20 protein-coding genes are annotated in these 22,947 nt (G+C 73.4%); 8 read left to right on the forward strand and 12 right to left on the reverse strand.

Annotated elements, in window-relative coordinates; all coding sequences use genetic code 11:
• The first annotated feature begins 119 nt into the window (after positions 1 to 119).
• Positions 120 to 698, forward strand: a complete 579-nt coding sequence (locus ACFYXV_RS26045) for a sigma-70 family RNA polymerase sigma factor (RefSeq protein WP_385467245.1) — start codon at positions 120 to 122, stop codon at positions 696 to 698.
• The gene (locus ACFYXV_RS26050; protein WP_389384182.1) at positions 695 to 1,984 is read left to right on the forward strand and encodes a zf-HC2 domain-containing protein; all 1,290 of its coding nucleotides are present in this window, start codon (positions 695 to 697) and stop codon (positions 1,982 to 1,984) included. Before ACFYXV_RS26045 ends, ACFYXV_RS26050 begins: the two co-directional genes overlap by 4 nt.
• Positions 1,985 to 2,054: 70 nt before the next feature.
• On the opposite strand, the gene purU is transcribed toward ACFYXV_RS26050, so the two are convergent.
• Positions 2,055 to 2,930, reverse strand: a complete 876-nt coding sequence (gene purU / locus ACFYXV_RS26055; protein WP_383342991.1) for a formyltetrahydrofolate deformylase — start codon at positions 2,928 to 2,930, stop codon at positions 2,055 to 2,057.
• Between the two features lie 28 nt (positions 2,931 to 2,958).
• Positions 2,959 to 3,405: a hypothetical protein gene (locus tag ACFYXV_RS26060; protein ID WP_389384245.1), complete on the reverse strand. Its 447-nt coding sequence runs from the start codon at positions 3,403 to 3,405 to the stop codon at positions 2,959 to 2,961.
• 196 nt (positions 3,406 to 3,601) lie between these two features.
• On the opposite strand from ACFYXV_RS26060, the gene ACFYXV_RS26065 reads away from it, so the two are divergent.
• A complete protein-coding gene (locus tag ACFYXV_RS26065) occupies positions 3,602 to 4,879 on the forward strand; it encodes an ABC transporter substrate-binding protein (protein ID WP_385467238.1) in 1,278 nt (425 codons plus the stop codon).
• A 57-nt stretch (positions 4,880 to 4,936) separates the two neighbouring features.
• On the opposite strand, the gene ACFYXV_RS26070 is transcribed toward ACFYXV_RS26065, so the two are convergent.
• Entirely contained in the window at positions 4,937 to 6,406 is a 1,470-nt protein-coding gene (locus ACFYXV_RS26070; RefSeq protein ID WP_389384183.1) for a hypothetical protein, read from the reverse strand.
• A 102-nt stretch (positions 6,407 to 6,508) separates the two neighbouring features.
• Complete coding sequence (locus tag ACFYXV_RS26075; protein WP_383342983.1) at positions 6,509 to 7,888, reverse strand: transcriptional regulator; 1,380 nt, start codon at positions 7,886 to 7,888, stop codon at positions 6,509 to 6,511.
• A gap of 220 nt (positions 7,889 to 8,108) precedes the next feature.
• Between ACFYXV_RS26075 and ACFYXV_RS26080 the strand changes: the two genes are divergently transcribed.
• The 3 genes from ACFYXV_RS26080 to ACFYXV_RS26090 all read left to right on the forward strand — a co-directional run bounded on the left by ACFYXV_RS26080 (position 8,109) and on the right by ACFYXV_RS26090 (position 11,432).
• On the forward strand, positions 8,109 to 8,789 hold the full coding sequence (locus ACFYXV_RS26080; protein ID WP_382987357.1) for a bifunctional DNA primase/polymerase: 681 nt from the start codon (positions 8,109 to 8,111) through the stop codon (positions 8,787 to 8,789).
• Positions 8,790 to 8,928: 139 nt separating this feature from the next.
• Positions 8,929 to 9,771, forward strand: coding sequence for an ABC transporter ATP-binding protein (locus tag ACFYXV_RS26085; RefSeq protein ID WP_383343137.1), 843 nt, complete (start codon positions 8,929 to 8,931; stop codon positions 9,769 to 9,771).
• Positions 9,768 to 11,432, forward strand: a complete 1,665-nt coding sequence (locus ACFYXV_RS26090) for a transporter (RefSeq protein ID WP_385467231.1) — start codon at positions 9,768 to 9,770, stop codon at positions 11,430 to 11,432. Before ACFYXV_RS26085 ends, ACFYXV_RS26090 begins: the two co-directional genes overlap by 4 nt.
• A gap of 59 nt (positions 11,433 to 11,491) precedes the next feature.
• On the opposite strand, the gene ACFYXV_RS26095 is transcribed toward ACFYXV_RS26090, so the two are convergent.
• Both ACFYXV_RS26095 and ACFYXV_RS26100 read right to left on the reverse strand, forming a co-directional pair.
• Positions 11,492 to 12,376, reverse strand: coding sequence for an alpha/beta fold hydrolase (locus ACFYXV_RS26095; RefSeq protein WP_389384184.1), 885 nt, complete (start codon positions 12,374 to 12,376; stop codon positions 11,492 to 11,494).
• Between the two features lie 309 nt (positions 12,377 to 12,685).
• Positions 12,686 to 13,378: a metal-dependent transcriptional regulator gene (locus ACFYXV_RS26100; protein WP_030156851.1), complete on the reverse strand. Its 693-nt coding sequence runs from the start codon at positions 13,376 to 13,378 to the stop codon at positions 12,686 to 12,688.
• Positions 13,379 to 13,586: 208 nt separating this feature from the next.
• Between ACFYXV_RS26100 and ACFYXV_RS26105 the strand changes: the two genes are divergently transcribed.
• Positions 13,587 to 14,342: an SIS domain-containing protein gene (locus ACFYXV_RS26105; protein WP_389384185.1), complete on the forward strand. Its 756-nt coding sequence runs from the start codon at positions 13,587 to 13,589 to the stop codon at positions 14,340 to 14,342.
• A gap of 42 nt (positions 14,343 to 14,384) precedes the next feature.
• On the opposite strand, the gene ACFYXV_RS26110 is transcribed toward ACFYXV_RS26105, so the two are convergent.
• Positions 14,385 to 15,725 (reverse strand): PAS domain-containing protein, encoded by a 1,341-nt coding sequence (locus tag ACFYXV_RS26110; RefSeq protein WP_385467221.1) that lies wholly within the window; start codon positions 15,723 to 15,725, stop codon positions 14,385 to 14,387.
• 401 nt (positions 15,726 to 16,126) lie between these two features.
• Positions 16,127 to 16,789, reverse strand: coding sequence for a pyridoxamine 5'-phosphate oxidase (pdxH, locus tag ACFYXV_RS26115; protein WP_385467218.1), 663 nt, complete (start codon positions 16,787 to 16,789; stop codon positions 16,127 to 16,129).
• A gap of 200 nt (positions 16,790 to 16,989) precedes the next feature.
• Between pdxH and ACFYXV_RS26120 the strand changes: the two genes are divergently transcribed.
• The gene (locus ACFYXV_RS26120) at positions 16,990 to 18,096 is read left to right on the forward strand and encodes a citrate synthase 2 (RefSeq protein ID WP_385467215.1); all 1,107 of its coding nucleotides are present in this window, start codon (positions 16,990 to 16,992) and stop codon (positions 18,094 to 18,096) included.
• An 82-nt stretch (positions 18,097 to 18,178) separates the two neighbouring features.
• On the opposite strand, the gene ACFYXV_RS26125 is transcribed toward ACFYXV_RS26120, so the two are convergent.
• The 4 genes from ACFYXV_RS26125 to ACFYXV_RS26140 form a co-directional block, all read right to left on the reverse strand.
• Positions 18,179 to 18,832 carry a TetR/AcrR family transcriptional regulator gene (locus ACFYXV_RS26125; protein WP_389384186.1) on the reverse strand — a complete coding sequence of 218 codons (654 nt, stop codon included), beginning with the start codon at positions 18,830 to 18,832 and terminating at the stop codon, positions 18,179 to 18,181.
• A complete protein-coding gene (locus tag ACFYXV_RS26130) occupies positions 18,820 to 19,557 on the reverse strand; it encodes an enoyl-CoA hydratase family protein (RefSeq protein ID WP_389384187.1) in 738 nt (245 codons plus the stop codon). Before ACFYXV_RS26130 ends, ACFYXV_RS26125 begins: the two co-directional genes overlap by 13 nt.
• A 274-nt stretch (positions 19,558 to 19,831) precedes the next feature.
• Positions 19,832 to 21,004, reverse strand: coding sequence for an acyl-CoA dehydrogenase family protein (locus ACFYXV_RS26135; RefSeq protein ID WP_389384188.1), 1,173 nt, complete (start codon positions 21,002 to 21,004; stop codon positions 19,832 to 19,834).
• Positions 21,001 to 22,941 carry a biotin carboxylase N-terminal domain-containing protein gene (locus tag ACFYXV_RS26140; RefSeq protein ID WP_389384189.1) on the reverse strand — a complete coding sequence of 647 codons (1,941 nt, stop codon included), beginning with the start codon at positions 22,939 to 22,941 and terminating at the stop codon, positions 21,001 to 21,003. Before ACFYXV_RS26140 ends, ACFYXV_RS26135 begins: the two co-directional genes overlap by 4 nt.
• Positions 22,942 to 22,947 lie beyond the last annotated feature (6 nt).

Consider the following 22,947-nt stretch of genomic DNA (forward strand, 5'->3'; position numbering starts at 1 on the left):
ACACCCCGCACCGCACCTATCACGCAGGGCACTCCTCCTGGGCCGCGTTCCCCCAAAACGGGCGCGAACCCGCCCTTGGCGACTACATTCGAGGCGTCGACACACGGCTGGGGGCAGTTATGCCGAAGGACGTACCACCACGCTGGGACCGCCGCATGCAGCAACGCCTCGCCCGCGGAGAGGCCGCCGCGCTCGGAGAGCTGTACGACCGCTTCGCCTCGCTCGTGCACAGCCTGGCGCACCGCGTCCTCGGCGACGAGAGCGCGGCGGACCGGATCACCCGCGAAGTGTTCGGCTACATCTGGGAGAACCCCGACGCGTACGACCCCAAACAGGGCTCCATGCGCTCCTGGGTCGCCCGGATCACCCAGGGACAGGCCGTGGCCCGGCTGCGCCAGGCCGAACTCGGCCGCGGCTCGCGCGAGGAGCTCGAACAGAAGGTGCGCAGCGCCAGCGCCGCCGCCCGCGCCGACTACATCGTCACCTCGATGCCCGCGCCGCTGCGCGCCGCGCTGGAACTCGCGTACTTCAAACGCCGCGACTACCGGCAGGCCGCCGCCGACCTGCGCATCAGCGAGGACGAGGCCCGGCGCCGGCTGCGCCTGGGCCTCCAGCTGCTGTCGACCGCCAACGTCCTCCCGCAGGAGGACACCGCTCCGCCCGGATACGGCCCGCCAGGATATGGATCGCCCCGATGAACGGCCCCGCCGACCCGTCCGACGAGGGATACGAGGAGCAGCGCCCCGGGGGGCCTGCGCGCATACCGGGTCCGCGCGGGGCCGCCGACGACCTCGATCCGCGGCACGCGCCCGAGCCGCTCCCCGGGCCGCCCGCCGCCGTGCCGCCCGCCGCGGAACCGCCCGCCGCACCGGAACCGCCCCCGCCGCCGCGCACCCACGCCGTGCTGAAGTCCCTGCTCGGTGCGTGGGCGCTGGCGGCCTGCTCCGCCGAGGAGACCCAGGCGGTCGAGGACCACCTCACCGAGTGCGCGCCGTGCGCCGAGGAGGCCCTGCGCCTGCGCGACGCGGTGGGCCTGCTGCACCCCGAGGACAATCTGGACCTCAAACCGCTGCTGCGCTCACGGGTCCTGGAGGACTGCCTCGGCAGGCGGCCCGCCCGCATCCCGGTGCCCGCGTGGGCGAACCCGTACGACACGGAGACCGCGCGGCTCGACGCGCTGCTGCGGGACTTCGGCGACTCGGAGTGGCAGACCCCCGTACGGCTGAAGTGGTTCGAGGAGGAGCAGCGGCGCACGCGCCGGACCACGGTGGCCGGGGTGATCGGGCACCTGATGACGGTGGACGGGCTGATCGCGACGGCGCTGGGCCTGGACGACCCGCTGGGCCCGGAGGCCCCGGCCGGCGCGACGGACCGTACCGAGCACTACTGGAGCTCCGCCGAGCAGCCCATCACGCGGCGGGTCCGCGAGCCGTGGCGGGAGCAGGGCCACACGCTGGTGCGGACGGTGTCGTTCGCGGGCCGGGGCGTCGGGGACCTGTCGGTGGACTACGGGGCCTTCGCGCTGCCGCTCGGGGACGCCTTCCTGGAGCGGGCCTTCGAGTGCTGGGTGCACGCGTGGGACATCGCGGAGGCGGTGGACTACCCCTACGACCCGCCGTCCGGGCCGCACCTGCACCGGATGATCGACCTGGCGGCGCGGCTGCTGCCGAGTGCGCTGGCCCACCGGCGCCGGGCCGGCCTCGCCGCCCCGGCGCGCGGCCTGGTCGCGGCGGGCGCACCGGGGCGGACCCTGCACCTGGAGATCGAGGGCGCGGGCGGCGGCAGCTGGGACATCGCCCTGGACTCCCCGGCGGCGAAACCGTCGGCGGAGCACACGGTGGCGCAGATCGCCATGGACGGAGCCGAGTTCTGCCAGCTGGCCGCCGGGCACATCTCCCCGGAGGATGCGGCCGTGGGCCAGCACGGCGACCGAGAGGCCATCCGCGACGTCCTGTTCGCGGCGGCCTCGCTGAGCCGCCTCTAGGAGGTCACCCGGGTGCCCCCGGGTGACCCCGGGTGACCCGTGGTCCCGGGGACACCCCGGGTGTCCCGGGCTACGCGAAGACGACCGTGCGGGTGCCGTTCAGGAGCACGCGGTGCTCGCTGTGCCACTTCACGGCCCGCGCCAGCGCCTGGCACTCCACGTCGCGGCCGATGGCCACCAGCTGGTCCGGGGTCACCTCGTGGCCGACCCGCTCGACCTCCTGCTCGATGATCGGGCCCTCGTCGAGGTCGGCCGTCACGTAGTGCGCGGTGGCTCCGATCAGCTTCACACCGCGCGCGTGCGCCTGGTGGTAGGGCTTCGCGCCCTTGAAGCTCGGCAGGAAGGAGTGGTGGATGTTGATGATCCGCCCGCTCAGCTCCTTGCACAGGGTGTCCGACAGCACCTGCATGTACCGGGCCAGGACCACGAGCTCGACGTTCTCGTCGCGGACCAGCGCCAGCAGCTGCGCCTCGGCGTCGGCCTTCGTCTCCTTCGTCACCGGGATGTGGCGGAAGGGGACGCCGTAGGAGCCCACCAGATCGGCGAAGTCGGTGTGGTTCGAGACCACCGCCGCGATCTCGACCGGCAGCGCGCCGATGCTGGAGCGGAACAGCAGGTCGTTCAGGCAGTGCCCGAACTTCGACACCATGAGCACGATCCGCATGCGCTCGTCGGAGCGGTGCAGCTGCCAGTCCATCCTGAAGGAGTCGCCGATCGCGGCGAAGCTGGCCCGCAGCTTGTCGAGCGTCACCGGAGCGTCGGCGGAGAAGTGGACCCGCATGAAGAAGAGGCCGGTGTCGTGGTCGCCGAACTGCCGGCTGTCCTCGATGTTGCACCCGGTCATGAACAGGTAGCTGGACACGGCATGCACGATGCCCTGCTTGTCCGGGCATGACAGGGTCAGTACGTACTGCTGGGGGGCCTGGGCCTGCGGGTCGTCGCTCATGACCCCACAGCCTTTCACACCCCGCGGCTCACACCGCGCGGGTCAGCATCCTCAGCACTTCCAGCGACCGCGGCGGCAGGTCCGGTTCGTCCCCGTCCGCCGTCGCCAGCCGTACGTGGGCCTCGCGCGCGGCACGTACCGCCTCGGGCCAGGCGTGGTGCTCCAGGTAGGCGGAGACGGGGGCGTCGGGCCCCACCTGGTGCAGGATCCGCAGCACCCGCAGCACCGCGAGGTCCACCAGCGCGGCCTCCTGGGAGTCGCGGAAGATCGTGCCGACGTACTTCTCGGCGGACCAGCTGTCGAGCCAGGTGTCCTCGACGAGGCGGTACACGGCGTCGGTGACGTCCCCGTACCCCTCACCGCCGGCGAGCCAGGTCTCCTCGTGGAAGACCGGGTCGGAAAGCATGTGGAGCGCCGAGCGCACGTTGCTGCGCCAGCGCCACCAGGGCATGTCGTTCAGGGGCATGCCGCCCATGGTGGAGGAGCGGCCACCGCGGCGGGAAGGGTTCTTCGAACCTTGGGCGAATGTCACGCTTGCGATGTTACGTTCACGGCTTGCGCGATCTTGAAGCGCCTGTGCGCAGTCCCTCCCCTGCAATTCACCTTCACGTCACCCCCTGTTGTGTCCATCTCACTCTCCAGTTACCCACGGGGCGGAAGTGTGCGTGGACATGACCGAATGGCGACGCACGGCCCCACTGACCCGCACCTTGGCGGCAATGGCGACGGGAGCGTGTCTCATCGCGGGATGCGGGGTGCTCCCCGGGGGCTCGGGGGGCTCCGGGTCGACCATCACGGTCATGACGTTCGCGCCGCAGAACACCAACGCGACCAACATGCCTGGAATGCCCGGGATGGCCAAGGCCTATGAGGCCTGGATCAACTCCAAGGGCGGTATAAACGGTCGCAAACTACGCGTTCTGACCTGCAACGAGAAGAACACCCCGACCGGCGCCGCCGACTGCGCCCGCAAGGCCATCGACGAGAAGGCCGTCGCCGTCGTCGGCTCCTACAGCCAGCACGGACGCGCCTTCATGGCCCCGCTGGAGGCCGAGGGCATCCCCTTCATAGGCGGCTACGGAGTCTCCTCCGAGGAGTTCCAGAGCACCCTGTCCTACCCGGTCAACGGGGGCCAGCCCGCGCTCCTCGCCGGCGCCGGACAGCAGTTGGGCAAGGCCTGCAGCCAGGTGGCGATCGTCCGCCCCGACACGCTCGCGGGCGACTCCATGCCGATCCTGCTCAACGCCGGCCTGAAGCTCAACAAGGCGCCCGAGGCCGATGACATCCGGGCCGCCGAGGACTCCGCGGACTACATCGCGCAGGCCCGCGAGGCACTGGCCAACTCCTCCGGCGGCAAGGACCGCGGCTGCGTGACCGCCGTGCTCGGCGAGCGCACCGAGACGTTCTTCGACGCGTTCCGGCGCGAGGACGCCAAGCACAAGAACCCGCAGATCTCCTCGGTCCTCGGCAGTGTCAGCCAGGCCGTCGTCGACCGTACCGGCGGCAAGGAGAGCCCCTTCGAGGGCGCGTACGTCACCAGCTGGTACCCGGTGTCCACGGACGCGCTGTGGGAGCCGATGCGGAAGGTGATCTCCGAGCAGGCCTTCGGCAACAGCGCCGTCGACGCGGACGACAGCGGGACGCAGACCACCTGGATCGCGTACACCGTGCTCAGCGAGACCCTGAAGCGGTTCAAGTCCGACGAGGACATCACGGCGCGCAAGGTGGCGCGCATGCTGAACCAGGGGGAGCCCGTCAAGACCGGCGGGCTGACCCCCGATCTGAGCTGGCGCTACAAGGACATGCGCGCCGTCGCCGGCTTCCCGCGCATGGTGAACGGGCGGGTCAACTTCCAGGTCGTCCAGGCGGGCCGGCTCGTCGCCCAGCAGGGCGGCGAGCCGTCGATGGACATGACGGAGACCCTGGAGCAGGCGCCCCGCGCGGCGTAGCGGTCCGCCCGCCGGCCGGAGCGGTCCGCCCGCCGGCCGGAGCGGTCCGCCGGCCGGTCAGAGCTGGGACTTGTCCCGCTTGGTGAGGCCGTACTTGGCCGCGATCGTGTTCCACAGGGTCGCGGCCGACTCCTTCGCCTTGGTGGCCTCGCCGCTCGCCTTGTTGCCCTCGCTGGCGTTGCCGGTGTTCTTGGCCTGGCCGTCCTTGCAGCCCTTCTTGTCGGCGGCGGTGTCGTCCGACCAGGCCGCGTAGCTGTTGTCGGCGGCCGCGGAGGACTGCCACGCCTTGGTGAGCGCGGCGGCCAGCTTCGCGTTGTCGGGGAGCTGGTCCATCTTCAGGTCCTGGAGCCGGGTGACGAGCTCCTCGCGCTGGCGGGCGGCGTCGCGCAGGTCGGCGGCCGCCTGGCCGAGGTTGCGGCAGCCCTTGATGTCGTCGACGGAGCGGATCACGGCGGCGCGGCTGTCGTTGCTGTCCGCGAGGACCTTGTCCAGCTGGACGGCCTGGGAGCGGGCCGGGTCCACGGGCGCCTCGGCGCCCGCCGCGGCCGAGCTCCCGGCGCCGGGGGGCGCGGCCGCCGCCGCGGGATCGTTGTTCTGCTTCTTGCCGTCGCTGAGCAGCGCGCCGACGCCGAGCCCGACGACGGCCAGGCCGATGACGACGGCTGCGATCACCCAGGCCGGCACGCGGCGGCCGGCATCCGAGGGCGCCGGGGGCGGGGGCGGGGCGTACTGCGGGTGCTGTTGGTGCTGCGGAGGCTGCTGGTACTGCTGGGGCTGAGGGGGCTGCGGGAGCTGCTGGGCCTGAGGCGGTACGGGCCGCTGCCCGCGCGGCGGATGGCCCCGCGGCGGCTGCGGGCGCAGCACCGGCTCCTGCACGGGCGGCATCTGCCGCGTGTGCCCGGCGTCGGCGCCCTCCTCGCGGAACAGCGCGTCGAACCCGTCGGCGACGGGCGGAATGTACTGCGTGGCGGCCTCGCCCGGCCCCGCCCCGCCCGGTACGGGCGGAATGTACTGCGTGGCCGCTTCCTCGTGCCCGGCGCCGGACGGCACGGGCGGGATGTACTGGGTCGCGCCCTCGTCACCGGCCGGGACCGGAGGGATGTACTGCGTGGCGCCCTCGTCACCGGCCGGGACCGGAGGGATGTACTGCGTGGCGCCCTCGTCGTGCGCGGGCACGCCGAAGCCCGGCGGGTAGGGGGACGCCCCCTCGCCGGGCGCGGGACCGGCCGGGACCGGCGGGATGTACTGGGTGACCGCCTCGGGCAGCGGCGGGTAGCCGTACCCGTGCGGCTGGCCCGGCCCCTCGTAGCCGGGCCCCACCACGTGCCCGGGCGGCGCCTGCCCCGGCACGGGCGGCTGGACCTGGCCCGGCTGGACCTGGCCCGCCGCCGGCGGGTAGCCGTACGCCGGCCGGCCCGGCTCGGGCTCCGCCGGCGGCGGGTAGCCGTACCCGGGTTGCGGGTACGCCGGATCGGGGCCCCACGGCGTACCCGCCTGCGGGCTGCCGCCCTGTCCGCTCTCCGTCACGGGACTCCTTCGCCGACTGCTCCGGTATTCCGAATCGTCGGCTCACGCTACCCGGTCACCCCCCGCCACCGGAGGCCCCCCGTGCGGTCCCGTGGAGACGGCCTACGCCACCACCTCCAGCCGCGCGGTGAATTCGCGCGCCGCCGGCTCGTCGCGGTACGGGGCGAGCCGGGTCCGGAAGTCGTCCAGGTACTCCGCGCCTCGGTTCGAGCGGAGCCCCGACAGCAGCTCGGCCGCCTTCGCGGCCGTCTGGCACGCCTGCTCCACCTCACGCTGCTGCACCTGCGCCGCCGCCAGCAGCAGCAGCCCGATCGAACGGCGCCGCTCCTTGCCCGCCGGAAGGCCCCGCAGCGCCTCCTCGGCCTGCCGGGCCGCCGCGTCCGCCTGGCCCAGGTCCCGGTGGCAGTGCGCCAGCTCGTCCGCGAGGTACGCGGCGTCGAAGTGCCGGATCCACACCGGGTCGTCGCCCGACTCCGGCTCCGCCCGCTCCAGCGCCGTCACCGCCCGCGAGGACAGCACCGCCGTGGCCCGGGTGTCGCCCAGCAGCGCGTGCCCGCGTGCCTCGGCGGCGTAGAACATCGCCTCCACCCGCGGCGTGACCTGCCCGCGGGTCCCCTCCTGCGCGGCCCGCGCCAGCTGCGCGATCTCCCGCGGATTGCCCAGCTCCGCCGCGAGGTGGCTCATGGACGCCGCGAGCACGTAGCCCCCGTACGCCCGGTCCCCGGCCGCCTGCGCCAGCCGCAGCGCCTGGATGTAGTAGCGCTGCGCCAGGCCCGGCTGGCCGGTGTCCACCGCCATGTACCCGGCCAGCTCGGTCAGTCTCGCCACCGCCGCGAACAGCGCCCGCCCGACCGGCTCCCGGTACGAGCCGCCGATCAGCCCGGACACCACGGAGTTGAGGTAGTGCACGACGACGGGCCGCACGTGCCCGCTGCCGAAGCGGTGGTCGAGCTCTTTCAGGGCGTCGGTGGTCGCCCGCACCGCCTCCACGTCCGGCATCCCGACGCGCGAGCCGCCGCTGCGCGCCACCTGCGCGTCGGCGCCGGTGATCAGCCAGTCGCGGCTCGGCTCGACGAGCGCCGAGGCGGCCACGCTGGACCCCGACAGGAAGTCGCGGCGGCCCACGTCGCTCCGCCACAACTCGCTGACCTGCTCGATGGCGCCGATGACGGTCGGGGAGAACTGCAGGCCGATGCCGGAGGCGAGGTTCTTGCCGTTGGCCATGCCGATCTCGTCGATGGTGACGGTCCGGCCGAGTTTGCGCCCCAGCGCCTCGGCGATGATGCCCGGCGCCCGGCCGCGCGGCTGCTGGCCGCGCAGCCACCGGGCCACGGAAGTCTTGTCGTAGCGGAGATCGAGGCCGTGTTCGGCCCCGCACATGTTGACGCGCCGGGCGAGCCCGGCATTCGAGCACCCGGCTTCCTGGATGAGCGCCTGAAGCCGTTCATTCGGCTGGCGCGCGACGAGAGGCCTGGCTGCCATGAAAACCCCCAGTAGCCGCGGGTGATCGTTGGAATGATCACTTCCCGCCTGAGTTGCGGAGAATCATCCGCTCTGCGTCGTGTCGCTACCCAACTCCGGCGCCCCGACCTCCTACGCGCCCCCGCGCGTGCTCCAGTGCGCCCCGCATGCAGGATCGATGCTCCGGCCACCGGCCGGTTTACGCCCGTAACCCCGAGTGACCCCGAGAGTTGTGATGGGCGTGGAAGAGACCATCGGAGTCACGGAGACGGCACCCATCCCCAAGCAGCGCGGCGAGCAGCTGCTGGACCATGCCGTGCGGTACGCGGAAGAACGGCACTGGGACGTCTTCGCCGGCACCTGGCTGGAGTCCGCCGACGGGCGGGAGGTGTGCTCCTGCGGGGCACAGGACTGCCCGGCGCCCGGGGCGCACCCGACGGTGAAGGACTGGGCGGCTCTGGCCACGGGCAGCGCGGTCCAGGTGCGGCGGATCTGGGCGAAGCGGCCCGAGGCCTCGATCCTGCTGCCGACGGGCCGCACGTTCGACGCGCTGGACGTACCGGACTCCGCCGGCTTCCTGGCACTGGCGCGCCTGGAGCGGATGGAGCGCACCCTCGGCCCGGTCGCCCTGACGCCCGACCACCGCATGCTGTTCTTCGTCCTGCCGGGCGCCGGGGCGAAGGTGCCGGACCTGGTGCGCAAGCTGGGCTGGTCGCCCGCCTCGATCGACCTGGCCGCGCGGGGCGAGGGCGAGTACGTGGCCGCCCCGCCCACCCGCTTCGGCGGCCGGGGCTCGGTCCAGTGGGCGCGCCGGCCCACCCCGGCCAACCGGTGGCTGCCGGACACGGAGGAGCTGATCGCGGCGCTGGCGTACGCGTGCGGACGCGAGGCGGCGGCGGACCGGGACCGGCGGGGCGCCTGACCCGCATCACCGAGATCGCAGGTCAGACCCGGGATGTTCGTGCCCGGAAACTCATGACATAAGTAACTGCCCGGCCTTTCCCCACCCTCTTATCGTGAGAGGGCAAGACCACGGGGAACAGGACGAGAGGCAGGCGCACATGCCGGACCAGGCAGTTGCGACGGGTGGGACGGACGGACGGGACGGCGCGCGATCCGCGCCGTCCGCCGGACGGGCGGCGGTACGGGTCGAGGGCCTGTGGAAGCGCTTCGGCGAACAGGTCGCGGTCGCCGGGATCGACCTGGAGCTGCCCGCGGGCCAGTTCATCGGCCTGGTCGGGCCGAACGGCGCCGGCAAGACGACGACGCTGTCGATGGTGACCGGGCTGCTGCGCCCCGACATGGGGCGGGTCCTCGTCGCCGGGCACGACGTGTGGAGCGACCCCGTCGAGGTGAAGTCGCGGATCGGCGTACTGCCCGAGGGCCTGCGGCTGTTCGAGCGCCTGTCGGGACGCGAACTGCTCGGCTACATGGGGCGGCTGCGCGGGCTGCCGGGCGAGGAGACCGACAAGCGGGCAACGCAGCTGCTGGACGTACTGGACCTCGCGGGCTCCCAGCACAAGCTGGTCGTGGACTACTCGACGGGCATGCGGAAGAAGATCGGCCTGGCCGCCGCCCTGCTGCACAACCCCGAAGTGCTCTTCCTGGACGAGCCGTTCGAGGGCGTGGACCCGGTGTCGGCGCAGACCATCCGCGGGGTGCTGGAGCGGTACACCTCCTCCGGCGCCACGGTCGTCTTCTCCTCCCACGTGATGGAGCTGGTCGAGTCGCTGTGCGACTGGGTCGCCGTCATGGCCGCCGGCCGGATCCGCGCCGCGGGCCCGCTGGCCGACGTACGGGGCGACGCGCCCTCGCTTCAGGCCGCGTTCCTGGAGCTGGTCGGAGCGGGCGGGCGCGACGCGGGCGACTCCCTGGACTGGCTCGGCGGGCAGGCCGCCCGATGAGCGCCGCATCCGCCCCCGCCCCGACGGCCGGCCGCACCTCGGCCCCGGCCGCGGCCGCCGCTCCCGCGGTGAACCTGACCGCGGTCTTCGTCCGCCTCAAGCTCTCGCTGATCCGCAACGGGCTCAAGGGCTCGTCGAAGCGCAAGGCCGCCTACTTCACCTCGCTGGCGCTGTCGCTGGCGGTGGCCTGCCTCGCGATGCTCGGCCTGGCCGTACTGCACGGGAACGCGCACGCGGGCACGGTCGTCGTGCTGCTCGCGGCGATCCTGGCGCTGGGCTGGACCTTCATGCCGCTGTTCTTCCCCAGCGGCGACGAGACGCTCGACCCGAGCCGGCTCGTCATGCTGCCGCTGCGACCGCGGCCGCTCGTCCGGGCCCTGCTGGCCTCCTCGCTGGTCGGCATCGGCCCGCTGTTCACGCTCTGCCTGGCGGTGGGCTCGGTGGTGGCCGTCGCGCGGGGCGCGGCGGGCATCGTGGCGGCCGTGGTGGCCGTACCGCTGCTGGTGCTGGGATGCGTCGCGCTGGCCCGCTCGGTGGCCACGGCCAACGTCCGGCTGCTGAGCAGCCGCAAGGGGCGCGACCTCGCGGTGCTCAGCGGGCTGGTGATCGCGGTCGGCGCGCAGCTGGCGAACTTCGCGAGCCAGCGCCTGTTCGATTCGGGCGGTCTGGCGCGGCTGGAGCCGGCCGAGGCCGTGGTGCGGTGGCTGCCGCCCGCGAGCGCCGTCGGCATGGTGGACTCGGCGAGCGAGGGCGCGTACGGGGTGGCGGCGGGCCAGCTGGCCGTGACCGTCCTCGCCCTGGTGCTGCTCCTGCGGTTCTGGGAGCGGAGCCTGACCTCGCTGATGGTCACCCCGGACGGGTCGACGATCTCGGCGGCCAAGCCGGCGGGGAAGCGGGAGTCCGCGGGCGGCACGGGTGCCTGGGGGTTCCTGCCGGGCGGGCGGACGGGCGCGGTCATGCAGCGGACGCTGCGCTACGTGGTGCGTGACCCCAAGACGAAGTCGGCGTGGGTGACCGCCCTGGCGGTCGGTGTGATCGTCCCGGTCTTCAACGCCCTCCAGGGCACGGGCTCCCTGTACCTGGCCTGCTTCGGCGCCGGCATGCTCGGCATCCAGATGTACAACCAGTTCGGGCAGGACACCTCGGCGTTCTGGATGGTCGCGCAGACCATCTCGACCCCGCGGGAGGCGTTCGAGGAGCTGCGCGCCCGCGCGTACGCCCTGGCGCTGGTGACCGTCCCGTACACGGTGGTGCTGACGACGGTCACGGCGTTGCTCGTGCACGACTGGAGCGCCTACCCGGCGGCCCTCGGCGTGGCCCTGGCGCTGCTCGGCTCGATGCTGTGCACGGGCGCGCTGGCCTCGGCCCGGTTCCCGTACTCCATCCCGACGGACGGCGCGTTCAAGAACGTGGCGCCGGGCCAGGCCGGGCTCGCGTGGGCCGGCATCTTCGGCGGCATGCTGGCGTCGGCGGTGATCTGCTCTCCGGTGATCGCGCTGACGGTCTTCCTCAACGTGACGGACCAGCAGTCGCTGACCTGGATCCTGCTCCCGCTGGGCGTGACCTGGGGCACGTTCGCGGCGTGGGCGGGCCTGCGCGCGGCGGCCCCGACGGTGGCCAGGACCCTGCCGGAGATCCTCCTGGCGGTCAGCAAGGGCTGAGCGGCGGGTACGGGGGGAGGGGGTGACGGGCTGCTCGCCCGTCACCCCCTCCCCCGTTCTCAGCGGGCGGCGCTCCTGATCTCGTCCAGGAAGGGTTCGAGAGCGGCGCGCCAGGCCGCCGGCTGGTCGTAGTGGAGGTAGTGGCCGGCGTCGGGGATCTCGGCGTACCGGCCCGCCGGAAGGACGCGGACCATTTCCTGGGCCTCCGCGCGGCCCAGTTCGCCGTCGAGGCCGCGGACGACCAGGGTCGGGCAGCGGACCTGGGCCAGCTCCTCCCAGTGCGCGTCGTGCACCCAGGTCTCGCGGGCGGTCAGCATCTGGCGGCGGGAGAACAAGGGGCGCCAGCCGTCCGTCGCCCGGTGCATCACGTCGGCGAAGAAGGCGCCGCGGCCGGGGTCGGGACGCTCCACTCTGGGGTCGTCCTCGCCGAACCAGCGGCGGGCGGCGTCCTGGGTGGGGAAGGGGAGGGGCCAGCGGCGGAACCATTCCTCCCATTCCTGCTGGGAGGCCTGGCCGAGGGCGGAGGCGCGCATGTCGCAGATCACCAGGGCCTCGACCAGGTCGGGGCGGCGGGCGGCGAGCTGCCAGCCGGTGAGGGCGCCCATGGAGTGGCCGACCAGGGTCACGGGGGCCAGGCCGAGCTGCTCGATGACGGCCTCGGCGTCGGCCACGAACGCGTCGCGGCCCAGGGGGGTCGTGGCGCCCGGGCCGGGGGCGGGGCGCTCGCTCTGTCCGTGACCGCGCTGGTCGAGGGCGACGACGCGGCGGTTCTCCGCGAGCCAGCGGGCGGTGCCCGCCCAGTGGAAGGCGCGGCCCATCAGACCGTGGAGTAACAGCACCCGGGGCACGTCCGGATCCGGGGGCGCACTCATGGGTGGTTCCCGGAACTCCCAGGCGGCCAGGCGCACACCGTCTGCCCCTGTCACATCGATGCGCTGTACCACGGCAGATGCACCCCCTTCGCTCGCGGCCAGACTATCGAACCCGTATTCGAAAACAGGGTTCTCGCCTTCAACACCGCTCTTTCGAGTGACCTTGCTCAAGGATTGGCCGCCCCTGCCGATGGAGATCCTTTCAACAGGGAGGCGGGCCGCTCGGGGAAGACGGTCCGAGGGGATGACCTTGAGAGCTCGGGGCTCCGGGTCAGCAAAGGGGAGGATCGGTCCCGGCGCCGCAAGGCGCCGGGACCACCCACGCCCACCACCGGCAGTCCTGCCACCGACCGTGCCGCGTGCCCGCCCGCGTCGATGCCGTCAGCGCTTGGCCACGAACACGTGCGAGGCGATCTCCGCATCCAGTTCCGCGGCCTCGCCACCGCTGCCGACCAGCACCCCGCCCGGCGACTCGGTCACGCTGACCACCGAGCCGGGCTGAACGCCCGCCCGCCGCAGCGTGTACATCAACTGGGCGTCCGTCTGGATCGGCTCCCCGATCCGGCGCACGACCACCGTCTTGCCGTCGGCGCCCGGGTCGAGCTCCGACAGACTGACCATGCCGTCCTCCAGGAACGGATCGGCCTCGGCCTTCTCGCCCAGCTCCTCCAGCCCCGGGATCGGGTTCCCGTACGGCGACTCGGTCGGGTGGCGCAGCAGCTCCAGCACCCGCCGCTCCACCGCCTCGCTCATCACGTGCTCCCAGCGGCAGGCCTCGGCGTGCACCTGCTCCCATTCCAGGCCGATGACGTCGACGAGGAGGCATTCGGCGAGCCGGTGCTTGCGCATCACGCGCGTCGCCAGCCGGCGCCCCTCCTCCGTCAGCTCCAGGTGGCGGTCGCTCGCCACGGCCACCAGGCCGTCGCGCTCCATGCGCGCCACGGTCTGGCTCACCGTCGGGCCGCTCTGGTCGAGCCGCTCGGCGATGCGGGCGCGCATGGGGACCACGCCTTCCTCTTCCAGTTCGAGGATGGTGCGGAGATACATCTCCGTGGTATCGATCAGTCCGGACATTCGTGCCCCTCGGATATCGTGCGCTGGCCCTGCACCCAATTCTGACGCATCGCGCCGACAACCGTCCCGTGCCTGACGTCAAGCCCTGACGGGACATCCCCGGACACCCCGCCCCGGGATTGACGTTCGTATTGACACGCCCTTGGTCCAGACCGCACGGTGAGCGGCGGACACGGACGAACCCCACCTCTGGAAGGGCCATCGGCGTATGAGCGAGAGCAAGCTGGCCGGTCAGTTCCTCGACGCCGCGATCGGGCTCCTGGAGCGGGTGCGGACCGAGGAGTCCGCGCACATCGCCGAGGCGGGCGCCGTCATCGCGGACGCCGTCGCCGCCGGGAACCGGCTCTTCGCCTTCGGCGCCGGGCACTCCTCCCTCCCCGCGCAGGACGTGGTCTACCGGGCCGGCGGACTCGCGCTGGTGAACTTCCTCGCGGTCCCCGGCACCGTCGGGATCGACGTCATGCCGGCCACCCTCGGCAGCGCCCTGGAGCGGGTGGACGGCCTCGCCGGGGCCGTCCTCGACAGCAGCCCGGCCGCGGACGGGGACGTCCTCGTGATCATCTCCCTCTCGGGTCGCAACGCGCTGCCCGTCGAGATGGCCATGAACGCCCGCGCGATCGGCCTGAAGGTGATCGGCGTGACCTCGGTGGCATACGCGACGGGGACCAAGTCGCGGCACGCCTCCGGGACCTTCCTCAAGGACCACTGCGACATCGTCCTCGACAGCAAGATCGCGGTCGGCGACGCCGAGCTGAGCCTGGACGGCATCGACGCACCGTTCGCCCCCGCCTCCACCGTCGTGACCAGCGCGATCATGCAGGCGGTGATGGCGGCCGCCGCCGGCGAGCTCGTCTCCCGCGGCCTGGAGCCCCCGCTGCTGCGCTCGGGCAACGTGGACGGCGGCCACGAATGGAACGGCCGCGTCCTCAAGGAGTACGGCGACCGGATCTTCTTCCGCCACTGAGACCCCCGGAGCGCCGGGGCGGCGGGGGCACCGGGGGCGGTGCTAGGAGGCGGGCGGTTCCCCGTCCTTGGGCGGCCGGGGGCAGGCCGCCAGATCGAGGTCGGCCGCCACCCGGGCCGCCACCTCCTCCGCGTACGCCGCGTCCGCCTGCTCGAAGGCCGCCCGCGAAGCGGCCCGTACGAAGGTCAGCGCGCCCATGGTCCGCCCGCGGCTGCGCAGCACGGTGCACAGCACGTGCACCGCGTCCTCGGGCCACTGCCGCTCCCGCGCCCAGCCCCCGGCCGGCTCCCCGCGCGGAGCGCTCGTACGCACCGAGCCGATCCGGTCCAGCGCCTGGAGCGCCGGGTGCCCGGGCGCGTAGCGGGCACCGATCGCCCCCGCGCCCGGCAGCAGCGGCGGCGACGCCGCCATCCGTACGAGCCGGGGCCGGTCCGGATCGCCCGACCGCTCCAGCACGTCGAGCAACGCGTGCTCCGCGAAGCCGGCGAGCGCGAAGTCCAGCCGGACGGCGGCCGCCTCGACCGGGTCCTCGCATTCGGCGGCCGCCCGGCCCGAGCGGTGCAGCTGGCCGGCGCGGAAGCGCAGCTGCGCCGTGTCCAGCGCCGCCTGCCTCGCCTCGGTGATGTCCTGGAACAGCCAGCCGACGCCGAGCGGCACCGGCTCCTCCGCCAGCGGCGAGCCGAGCCTCAGGAATCCGGACCGCCAGCACCGCCGCCGCACCCCCTCCGGCGTACGGACCGACACCCACAGCTCCATGGGCGCCGGCGGCGGGGAACCCTCGGCGAGCACGTGCTGCAGGGCCCCCTCCAGCTCCTCGACGCCCTGGGCCAGCAGCTCCCCCAGCGGCCGTCCGAGCAGCGCGGTGCGCCCGGAGCCGAAGGCGCGGGCCGCGTGCGCGTTGACCACGGCGGGCCGCAGGTCCACGTCGACGAGGACGACGCCCCACGAGGCGTCGTCCATCAGCGCCTCGCTGAGCGCGATGGACCGCTCCAGGTCGATCTGGGCGTGCACCTCGCTGAAGGCGCAGTACACCCCGGCGGGCTTCCCGTCCGCCCCGGGCACCCCGGCGGACTGGGTCCGCACGAGCACCCGCCCGCCCTCCTTGGTCAGCAGCGCGAACTCGTGCACCTGCCGCCCGGGCACCTCCTGGGCGGACATGAGCCGCTCCTCCACGTCCTGCGCGTCGGCGGCGCGCACGGCCCACCCGGCGAAGCCCTTGCGCCCGACCGCCTCGGCGGCGCTCCAGCCGAGGATCCGCTCGGCCTCACGGTTCCAGTGCGTGATCACGCCGTCGGAGTCGAACGCGCACAAGGCCGCGTCCATCCCGTCGAGCAGCGCTGCGAGCAGATCGTCTGTGGTCTCACCACGTCCGGAAGCACTCACCTGACACCCCCTGCAGGTGTTCGCGTGTGCGGCACGTCGGATCATTCAACTGGAACGTGACGCAGCCCACACCGCATTCCCCGAATCGCCCCGAAATAAATCGCTTGAGTACCTCGGGGAGCGGTTCTAGGCTCTGCCTTACACGAGAAGGGAGGTGGTTCCCGAAATGTACGGAAACCGGACGCGTGAGGTGGCTGCGGGCTAAGGGCCCGTCGTCGCACGCACCCAGTGCGGTGCCCGGCGGGTAGCCAGGCGCCAATCCCAAGCAGTCACCCGACCCGCGAGCTCGCCGGTACGTCCGGCCGGCTTCTCTCACTGCAGGAGAGAAACCCGAGCTCGCGGGTCGTCTGCGTGTCGGCGCCGGTGACGGGAGGCCGGCCGGCTGCCACGGCGCTGCACCGCTACGGGCACAGGCGCTCCAGGCGCCACTTCCCGTCTTCCAGGACGTAGCGCAGCCTGTCGTGCAGGCGGTTCTCGTGGCCCTGCCAGAACTCGATCCCGTCGGGGACGACCCGGATGCCGCCCCACTCGGGCGGGACGGGGACCTGCTCGCCCTCGGGGTAGCGCTCCGCGAGCTCCGTGTAGCGCCGGTCGAGCTCGGCGCGGGAGGCGATCACCCGGGACTGCTCGCTCGCCCAGGCGCCCAGCTGTGAGCCGTGCGGGCGGGAGCGGAAGTAGGCCGCCGTCTCGTCGCGGCCGATCCGCGAGGCCGTGCCGGTGACGATCACCTGGCGGGAGATGGGGTGCCAGGGGAAGAGCAGCGCGACGTGCGGGTTCGCGCCGATCTCGCGGCCCTTGCGGGAGCCGTAGTTCGTGTAGAAGACGAATCCCCGCTCGTCGAACTGCTTCAGCAGCACGGTGCGGGAACTGGGGCGGCCGTCGGGGGTCGCGGTGGAGACGACCATCGCGTTGGGTTCGAAGACGTGCGAGTCCGCGGCCTGCTGGAACCACTCGGCGAACTGCCGCATGGGGTCCTCGGCGAGCCCGTCCTCGAAGACGATCTCCGAGCGGTACTGCTTGCGCATCGTGGCGGGGTCAATGTCCTGGTCGGTCACGCGTGCCATCCTGCCGCAGGAGTGCTCGCGGCAGTGTGCCGTATGTCACGCTTCCGCCTGCCATCCGGAACAGCCAAAATCTTGGGGCCGGTCCGGAGGTCCCCACGCGGGTGACCGACGGCCGTGCCGGGCATCAACGGGGATGACCGCGCCGGACCGCGAGTCACGCCGGGAGCCGCGCGTGTTCGCACTATCTGAGGAGCCGCCTGATGTCCGACTTCGTACCCGGGCTCGAAGGGGTCGTCGCGTTCGAAACCGAGATCGCCGAACCGGACAAGGAAGGCGGATCGCTCCGCTATCGCGGGGTCGACATCGAGGATCTCGTCGGGCACGTCTCTTTCGGCAACGTCTGGGGCCTGCTGGTCGACGGGGCGTTCAACCCCGGCCTGCCCGCCGCCGAGCCCTTCCCGATCCCCGTGCACTCCGGCGACATCCGTGTCGACGTGCAGTCCGCCCTGGCCATGCTCGCGCCCGTGTGGGGTCTCAAGCCCCTGCTCGACATCGACGAGAAGACCGCCCGCGACAACCTCGCGCGCGCCGCCGTGATGGCGCTGTCGTACGTCGCGCAGTCCGCCCGCGGGCAGGGCCGGCCGATGGTTCCGCAGAGCGAGATCGACAAGGCCGAGTCCGTCGTCGAGCGGTTCATGATCCGCTGGCGGGGCGAGCCGGACCCCAAGCACGTCAAGGCCGTCGACGCGTACTGGACCTCGGCCGCCGAGCACGGCATGAACGCCTCGACGTTCACCGCGCGCGTGATCGCCTCGACCGGTGCGGACGTGGCCGCGGCCCTCTCCGGCGCCGTCGGCGCCATGTCCGGGCCGCTGCACGGCGGTGCGCCCTCCCGCGTCCTCGGCATGATCGAGGAGATCGAGCGCACCGGCGACGCCGTGGCGTACGTGAAGAAGGCCCTGGACAAGGGCGAGCGGCTGATGGGCTTCGGACACCGCGTGTACCGGGCCGAGGACCCGCGCGCCCGCGTGCTGCGGCGCACGGCCAAGGAGCTGGACGCGCCGCGCTACGAGGTGGCCGCCGCGCTGGAGAAGGCCGCGCTGGAGGAGCTGCACGCGCGCCGCCCCGACCGGGTGCTCGCGACGAACGTGGAGTTCTGGGCCGCGATCATGCTGGACTTCGCGGAGGTCCCGGCGCACATGTTCACGTCCATGTTCACCTGCGCCCGGACCGCCGGCTGGTCGGCGCACATCCTGGAGCAGAAGCGCACGGGCCGCCTGGTGCGGCCGTCGGCGCGCTACGTCGGCCCCGGGCGGCGCGACCCGCGCGAGATCGAGGGCTACGCCGACATCGCCGACACGGCCTGAGCCCTCTGCGTACGCCGGTCAGGGCGCCGCTTCCCGTGTGGGTACGGGGTGCGGCGCCCTCGGTGTGTGCGGGGCCCCGGCCTCAGCCGAGGGCGGCGTCCAGGATCCGGGACCACTGGGCGACCACGCGGGCACGGCGGGCCGTGTCGTCGGTGAGGACGTTGGCCAGGCCGAGGCCGCGGGCCATGTCGAGGAGACCCTGCACGGTCTCGCGCACGCCGGGGACGGACTCGTCCGCGCCGAGGAGCTCCACGGCGATGCGGTGGGTCTCGCGGCCCACGCGGGCCTCCAGTTCGGTGACCTGGGGGCGCAGCTGCTCCTCGTTGGAGGCGGCGACCCACAGCTGGAGGGCCGCGCGGAAGAGGGCGCCGGTGTAGAGGTCGACGATGGCCTCGACCACGGCGGGGCGGGCGGCCGGCCCGGCCTGGAAGAGGTCGCGCAGGGCGGCGGACCGCTCCTCGGAGACGTAGGCGACGGCAGCGGTGAACAGGTCCTCGCGCGTCGGGAAGTGGTACTGGGCCGCGCCGCGGGAGACGCCGGCGCGTTCGGCGACGACGGAGACGGTGGAGCCGGCCCAGCCCTGTTCGGCGAGGCAGGCGACGGCCGCCTCCAGGAGGTGGCGGCGGGTGACGCGGCTGCGGGCCTGCTTGGGGCCGGACTGGGCGTCGGGCGCCGGGAGGTCCTCCTCGGCGGGCCGGGGATCCCCGGTCGGCCGGGTGCCGGTCACAGGGCCCATGACGGGTCCCGGCGTTCGAAGCGGGCGGTGATGCCCTCGCGGGCCTCGGCCGAGCCGAAGTGGTGCGCGGAGAGCTCGGTGAGCGTGCCGCCTTCGGCCGCCAGGACGGCCCGCACCGGGGCGGTGAGCAGTTCCTTGGTGGCGGCGAGGGCCTCCGGGCCCGCCTTGCGCAGGCCCGCGAGCACGGGGGCGAGGGCCTCGTCCACGTCCTCGCCGTGGAGGGTGAGCAGGCCGATGCGGGCGGCTTCGGCGGCGTCGAAGGCCTCGGCGGTGAGGAAGTAGCGGGCCGCGGCGCGCGGGTCCAGGCGCGGGAGCAGCGGCGCGGAGATCACGGCCGGGACCACGCCCAGGTGGGTCTCGGTGAAGGCGTACGTGGAGGCGGGACCCGCGGCGGCGATGTCGCAGACGCCGAGGAGGCCGAGGCCGCCGGCCCGGACGTGGCCGGTGACGCGGGCCACGACCGGCCGGCGGAGCTCGGCGATCTCGCGGAGCAGGGCGAGGAAATCGGCGGGGTCGCAGGGGGACTTCAGGTCGGCGCCCGCGCAGAAGGTGTTGCCGGTGTGGGTGAGGAGGACGGCCCGCGTCCCGGGGTCCGCCGCCGCGGCGGCGAGGGCCGCGCGCAGCTCGCCGACGAGGTCCTCGGAGAGTGCGTTGCGGTTGGCCGGGGAGTCGAGCGTGAGGGTGGTGATGCCGAGCGCTCGCGCGGCGCCGACGGGGCGGGTCATGCAGGGTCCTCCGGAGGTGGTGCGGATGGTGGGCGGCTCCCCGCGGCCCCGCTGCCCTGTGCCCGGGCGGCCCGGGGGTCGTGCCGGTGCCGGCGGGGCCGGGGCGGCCGGTGGCGGGGCCGGGGTGGGGTGGTGTCCGGGACGGGCTTCGATGTTCGGCGCCCGAGGGAGCCTTTGGTCGCGCGAGGGAGTTCGCGCCGAAATCATCTCGTTCTGGCCCCGGACACCACCCCACCCCGTCCCCGCCCCCGGCCGGGGAGCTCCGCCGTTCAGGTTAGTAAGACTTGGGGAGGCCCAGGGTCTGGTGGGAGACGAAGTTCAGGATCATCTCGCGGCTGACGGGGGCGATGCGGGAGACCCGGGAGGCCGTGATGAGGGCGGCCAGTCCGTATTCGCGGGTGAGCCCGTTGCCGCCCAGGGTGTGGACGGACTGGTCCACGGCCTTCACACAGGCCTCGGCGGCGGCGTACTTGGCCATGTTCGCGGCCTCGCCGGCGCCCATGTCGTCGCCCGCGTCGTACAGGTGGGCCGCCTTCTGCATCATCAGGCGGGCGAGTTCGAGGTCGATGTGGGCCGCGGCGAGGGGGTGGGCGATGGCCTGGTGGGTGCCGATCGCATCCTTCCAGACCTGGCGGGTCTTGGCGTAGTCGACGGCCTTGGCGAGGGCGTGGCGGCCCATCCCGATGGCGAAGGCGGCGGTCATGATGCGCTCGGGGTTGAGCCCGGCGAAGAGCTGGAGCAGCCCCGCGTCCTCGTCGCCGACGAGGGCTTCGGCGGGCAGCCGTACCTCGTCCAGGACCAGTTCGAACTGCTTCTCCGCCGCCTGGAGTTCCATGTCTATGACGGAGCGGGTGAAGCCGGGGGTGTCGCGGGGGACGATGAACAGGCAGGGCTTGAGGCTCCCCGTGCGTGCGTCCTCGGTGCGGCCGACGATGAGCGTGGCGTCGGCGATGTCCACGCCGGAGATGAAGACCTTGCGCCCGGTCAGCACCCACTCGTCGCCGTCGCGGCGGGCGGTGGTGGTGATGCGGTGGGAGTTGGAGCCGGCGTCGGGCTCGGTGATGCCGAAGGCCATGGTGCGGCTGCCGTCGGCGAGGCCGGGCAGCCAGGCCTGCTTCTGGGCGCCGGTGCCGAAGCGGGAGATGACCGTGCCGCAGATGGCGGGCGAGACGACCATCATCAGCAGGGGGCAGCCCGCGGCGCCCAGTTCCTCCAGGACGATGGAGAGTTCGGCGATGCCGCCGCCTCCGCCGCCGTACTCCTCGGGAAGGCTGACCCCGAGGTAGCCCAGCTTGGCGGCGTCGGCCCACAGCTCGTCGGGGTGGCCGCCCTCGCGGGCGACGCGGACGAGGTACTCGCGTCCGTACCGCTGCCCGAGAGCGGCGACGGCGGCGCGCAGGGCCTTGTGCTCTTCGGTCTCGACGGTGGTGCTGGTGGCGGGGCTCATGCTGGCGTTTCCTCCTGGACTACGGCGAGCAGGGCGCCGAACTCGACCTGGTGGCCGAGGGCGGCGTGGAGCGCGGTGAGCGTGCCGGAGGCGGGCGAGACGATGCGGTGCTCCATCTTCATGGCCTCCAGCCAGAGCAGGGGCTGCCCGGCGGTGACGGTGTCGCCGGGGGCGAGGCCCTCGGCGACGCGGACGACGGTGCCGGGCATGGGGGCGAGCAGGGAGCCGGGTTCGGTGCGGTCCTGGGGATCGGCGAACCGGGGGACGGGGGTGAGGGTGTGGGCGCCGGTGAACGGCGAATCCACGTACACCTCGGGCTTGTTCGAATTGTGTTTCACGTGGAACAGCCGCCGGACCCCGTCGACTTCGAGGGCGACCTGGTGGCGCTCGGCCGACAGGACGCGGACACCGGGGTGTTCCTCGGGGTCCAACGGGTGGTACCGGACCTCGTGCTCGGTGCCGGCCACGGTGTAGCGGCGGGTCTGCGGACTTGAGCGGAGGTTGCGCCAGCCGCCGAGCCGCAGGGCCAGCGGCGCGCCCGGCCCCGGGGCGGCCTCGGCGAGCGCTCCGGCGAGGGCGGCCAGCGCGGTCCCGGCGGCGGCCTCCGGGGCGGGCTCGGTGAGGGCGCCGAGGTGGCGCTCGTAGAACCCGGTGTCGAGCTGCCCGGCGGCGAACTCCGGGTGCCGCAGGGAGCGTACGAGGAGTTCCCGGTTGGTGCTCAGGCCGTGCACGCGGGCCCGCGCGAGGGCGTCCGCCAGCGTCCGGACGGCCTCGGCCCGGGTCGGGGCGTGGGCGATGACCTTGGCCAGCATCGGGTCGTAGTGGACGCCGACGGTGTCCCCGTCGGTGAAGCCGGTGTCCACGCGGACCACGCCGGGGACCGCGAGGGTGTGCAGGACGCCGGTCTGGGGACGCCAGTCCTGAGCGGGGTCCTCGGCGTACAACCGGGCCTCGACGGCGTGTCCGGCGGGATCCGGGGGCGTCAGCGGCAGGGCCGCGCCCTCGGCGACGCGCAGTTGCAGGGCGACGAGGTCGAGGCCGAAGACGGCCTCGGTGACGGGGTGTTCCACCTGGAGGCGGGTGTTCATCTCCAGGAAGTACGGGCGCCCGTCGGCGGTGACGAGGAACTCGACGGTGCCCGCGCCCTGGTAGGAGACCGCGCGGGCGGCGGCGACGGCGGCCGCGTGGAGGCTCTCGCGCAGGCCGTCCGGCAGGCCGGGCGCCGGGGCCTCCTCGATGACCTTCTGGTGGCGTCGCTGGAGGGAGCAGTCGCGGGTGCCGAGGGCCCAGACGGTGCCGTGGGAGTCGGCGAGGATCTGCACCTCGACGTGGCGGCCGCGCTCGACGTACGGCTCGGCGAAGACCTCTCCGTCGCCGAATGCGGAGGCTGCTTCGGCGCAGGCGGCGTCGAGGGACTCCTTGAGGGTGTCGAGGTCCCGTACGACGCGCATGCCGCGTCCCCCGCCGCCCGCGGCGGCCTTGAGGAGCAGGGGCAGGTCTGCGGTGGTGGCTGCCGCCGGGTCGACGGGGTCGAGGAGCGGGACCCCGGCGGCGCGCATCAGCTCCTTGGCCCGGGTCTTGGAGGCCATGGCCTCGATGGCCTGGGGCGGCGGGCCGATCCAGGTGAGTCCGGCGGCGGCGACCTGGCGGGAGAAGCCGGCGTTCTCGGAGAGGAACCCGTAGCCGGGGTGGACGGCGTCCGCGCCGGCGGCGAGGGCGGCCTTGATGAGGAGGTCGCCGCGCAGGTAGGTGTCGGCGGGGGCCGCGCCGGGCAGGCGCACGGCCGCGTCGGCCTCCCGTACGTGCAGGGCGTCGGCGTCCGGGTCGGAGTGGACGGCGACGGTGGCCAGGCCCAGGGCGCGGGCGGTACGGAAGATCCGTACGGCGATCTCGCCGCGGTTGGCGACGAGGAGGGAGGTGATGGGCTGCTGAGTCATGTGCGG

The sequence above is a fragment of the Streptomyces sp. NPDC002181 genome, assembly GCF_042890485.1.
Taxonomy (GTDB): Bacteria; Actinomycetota; Actinomycetes; order Streptomycetales; family Streptomycetaceae; genus Streptomyces.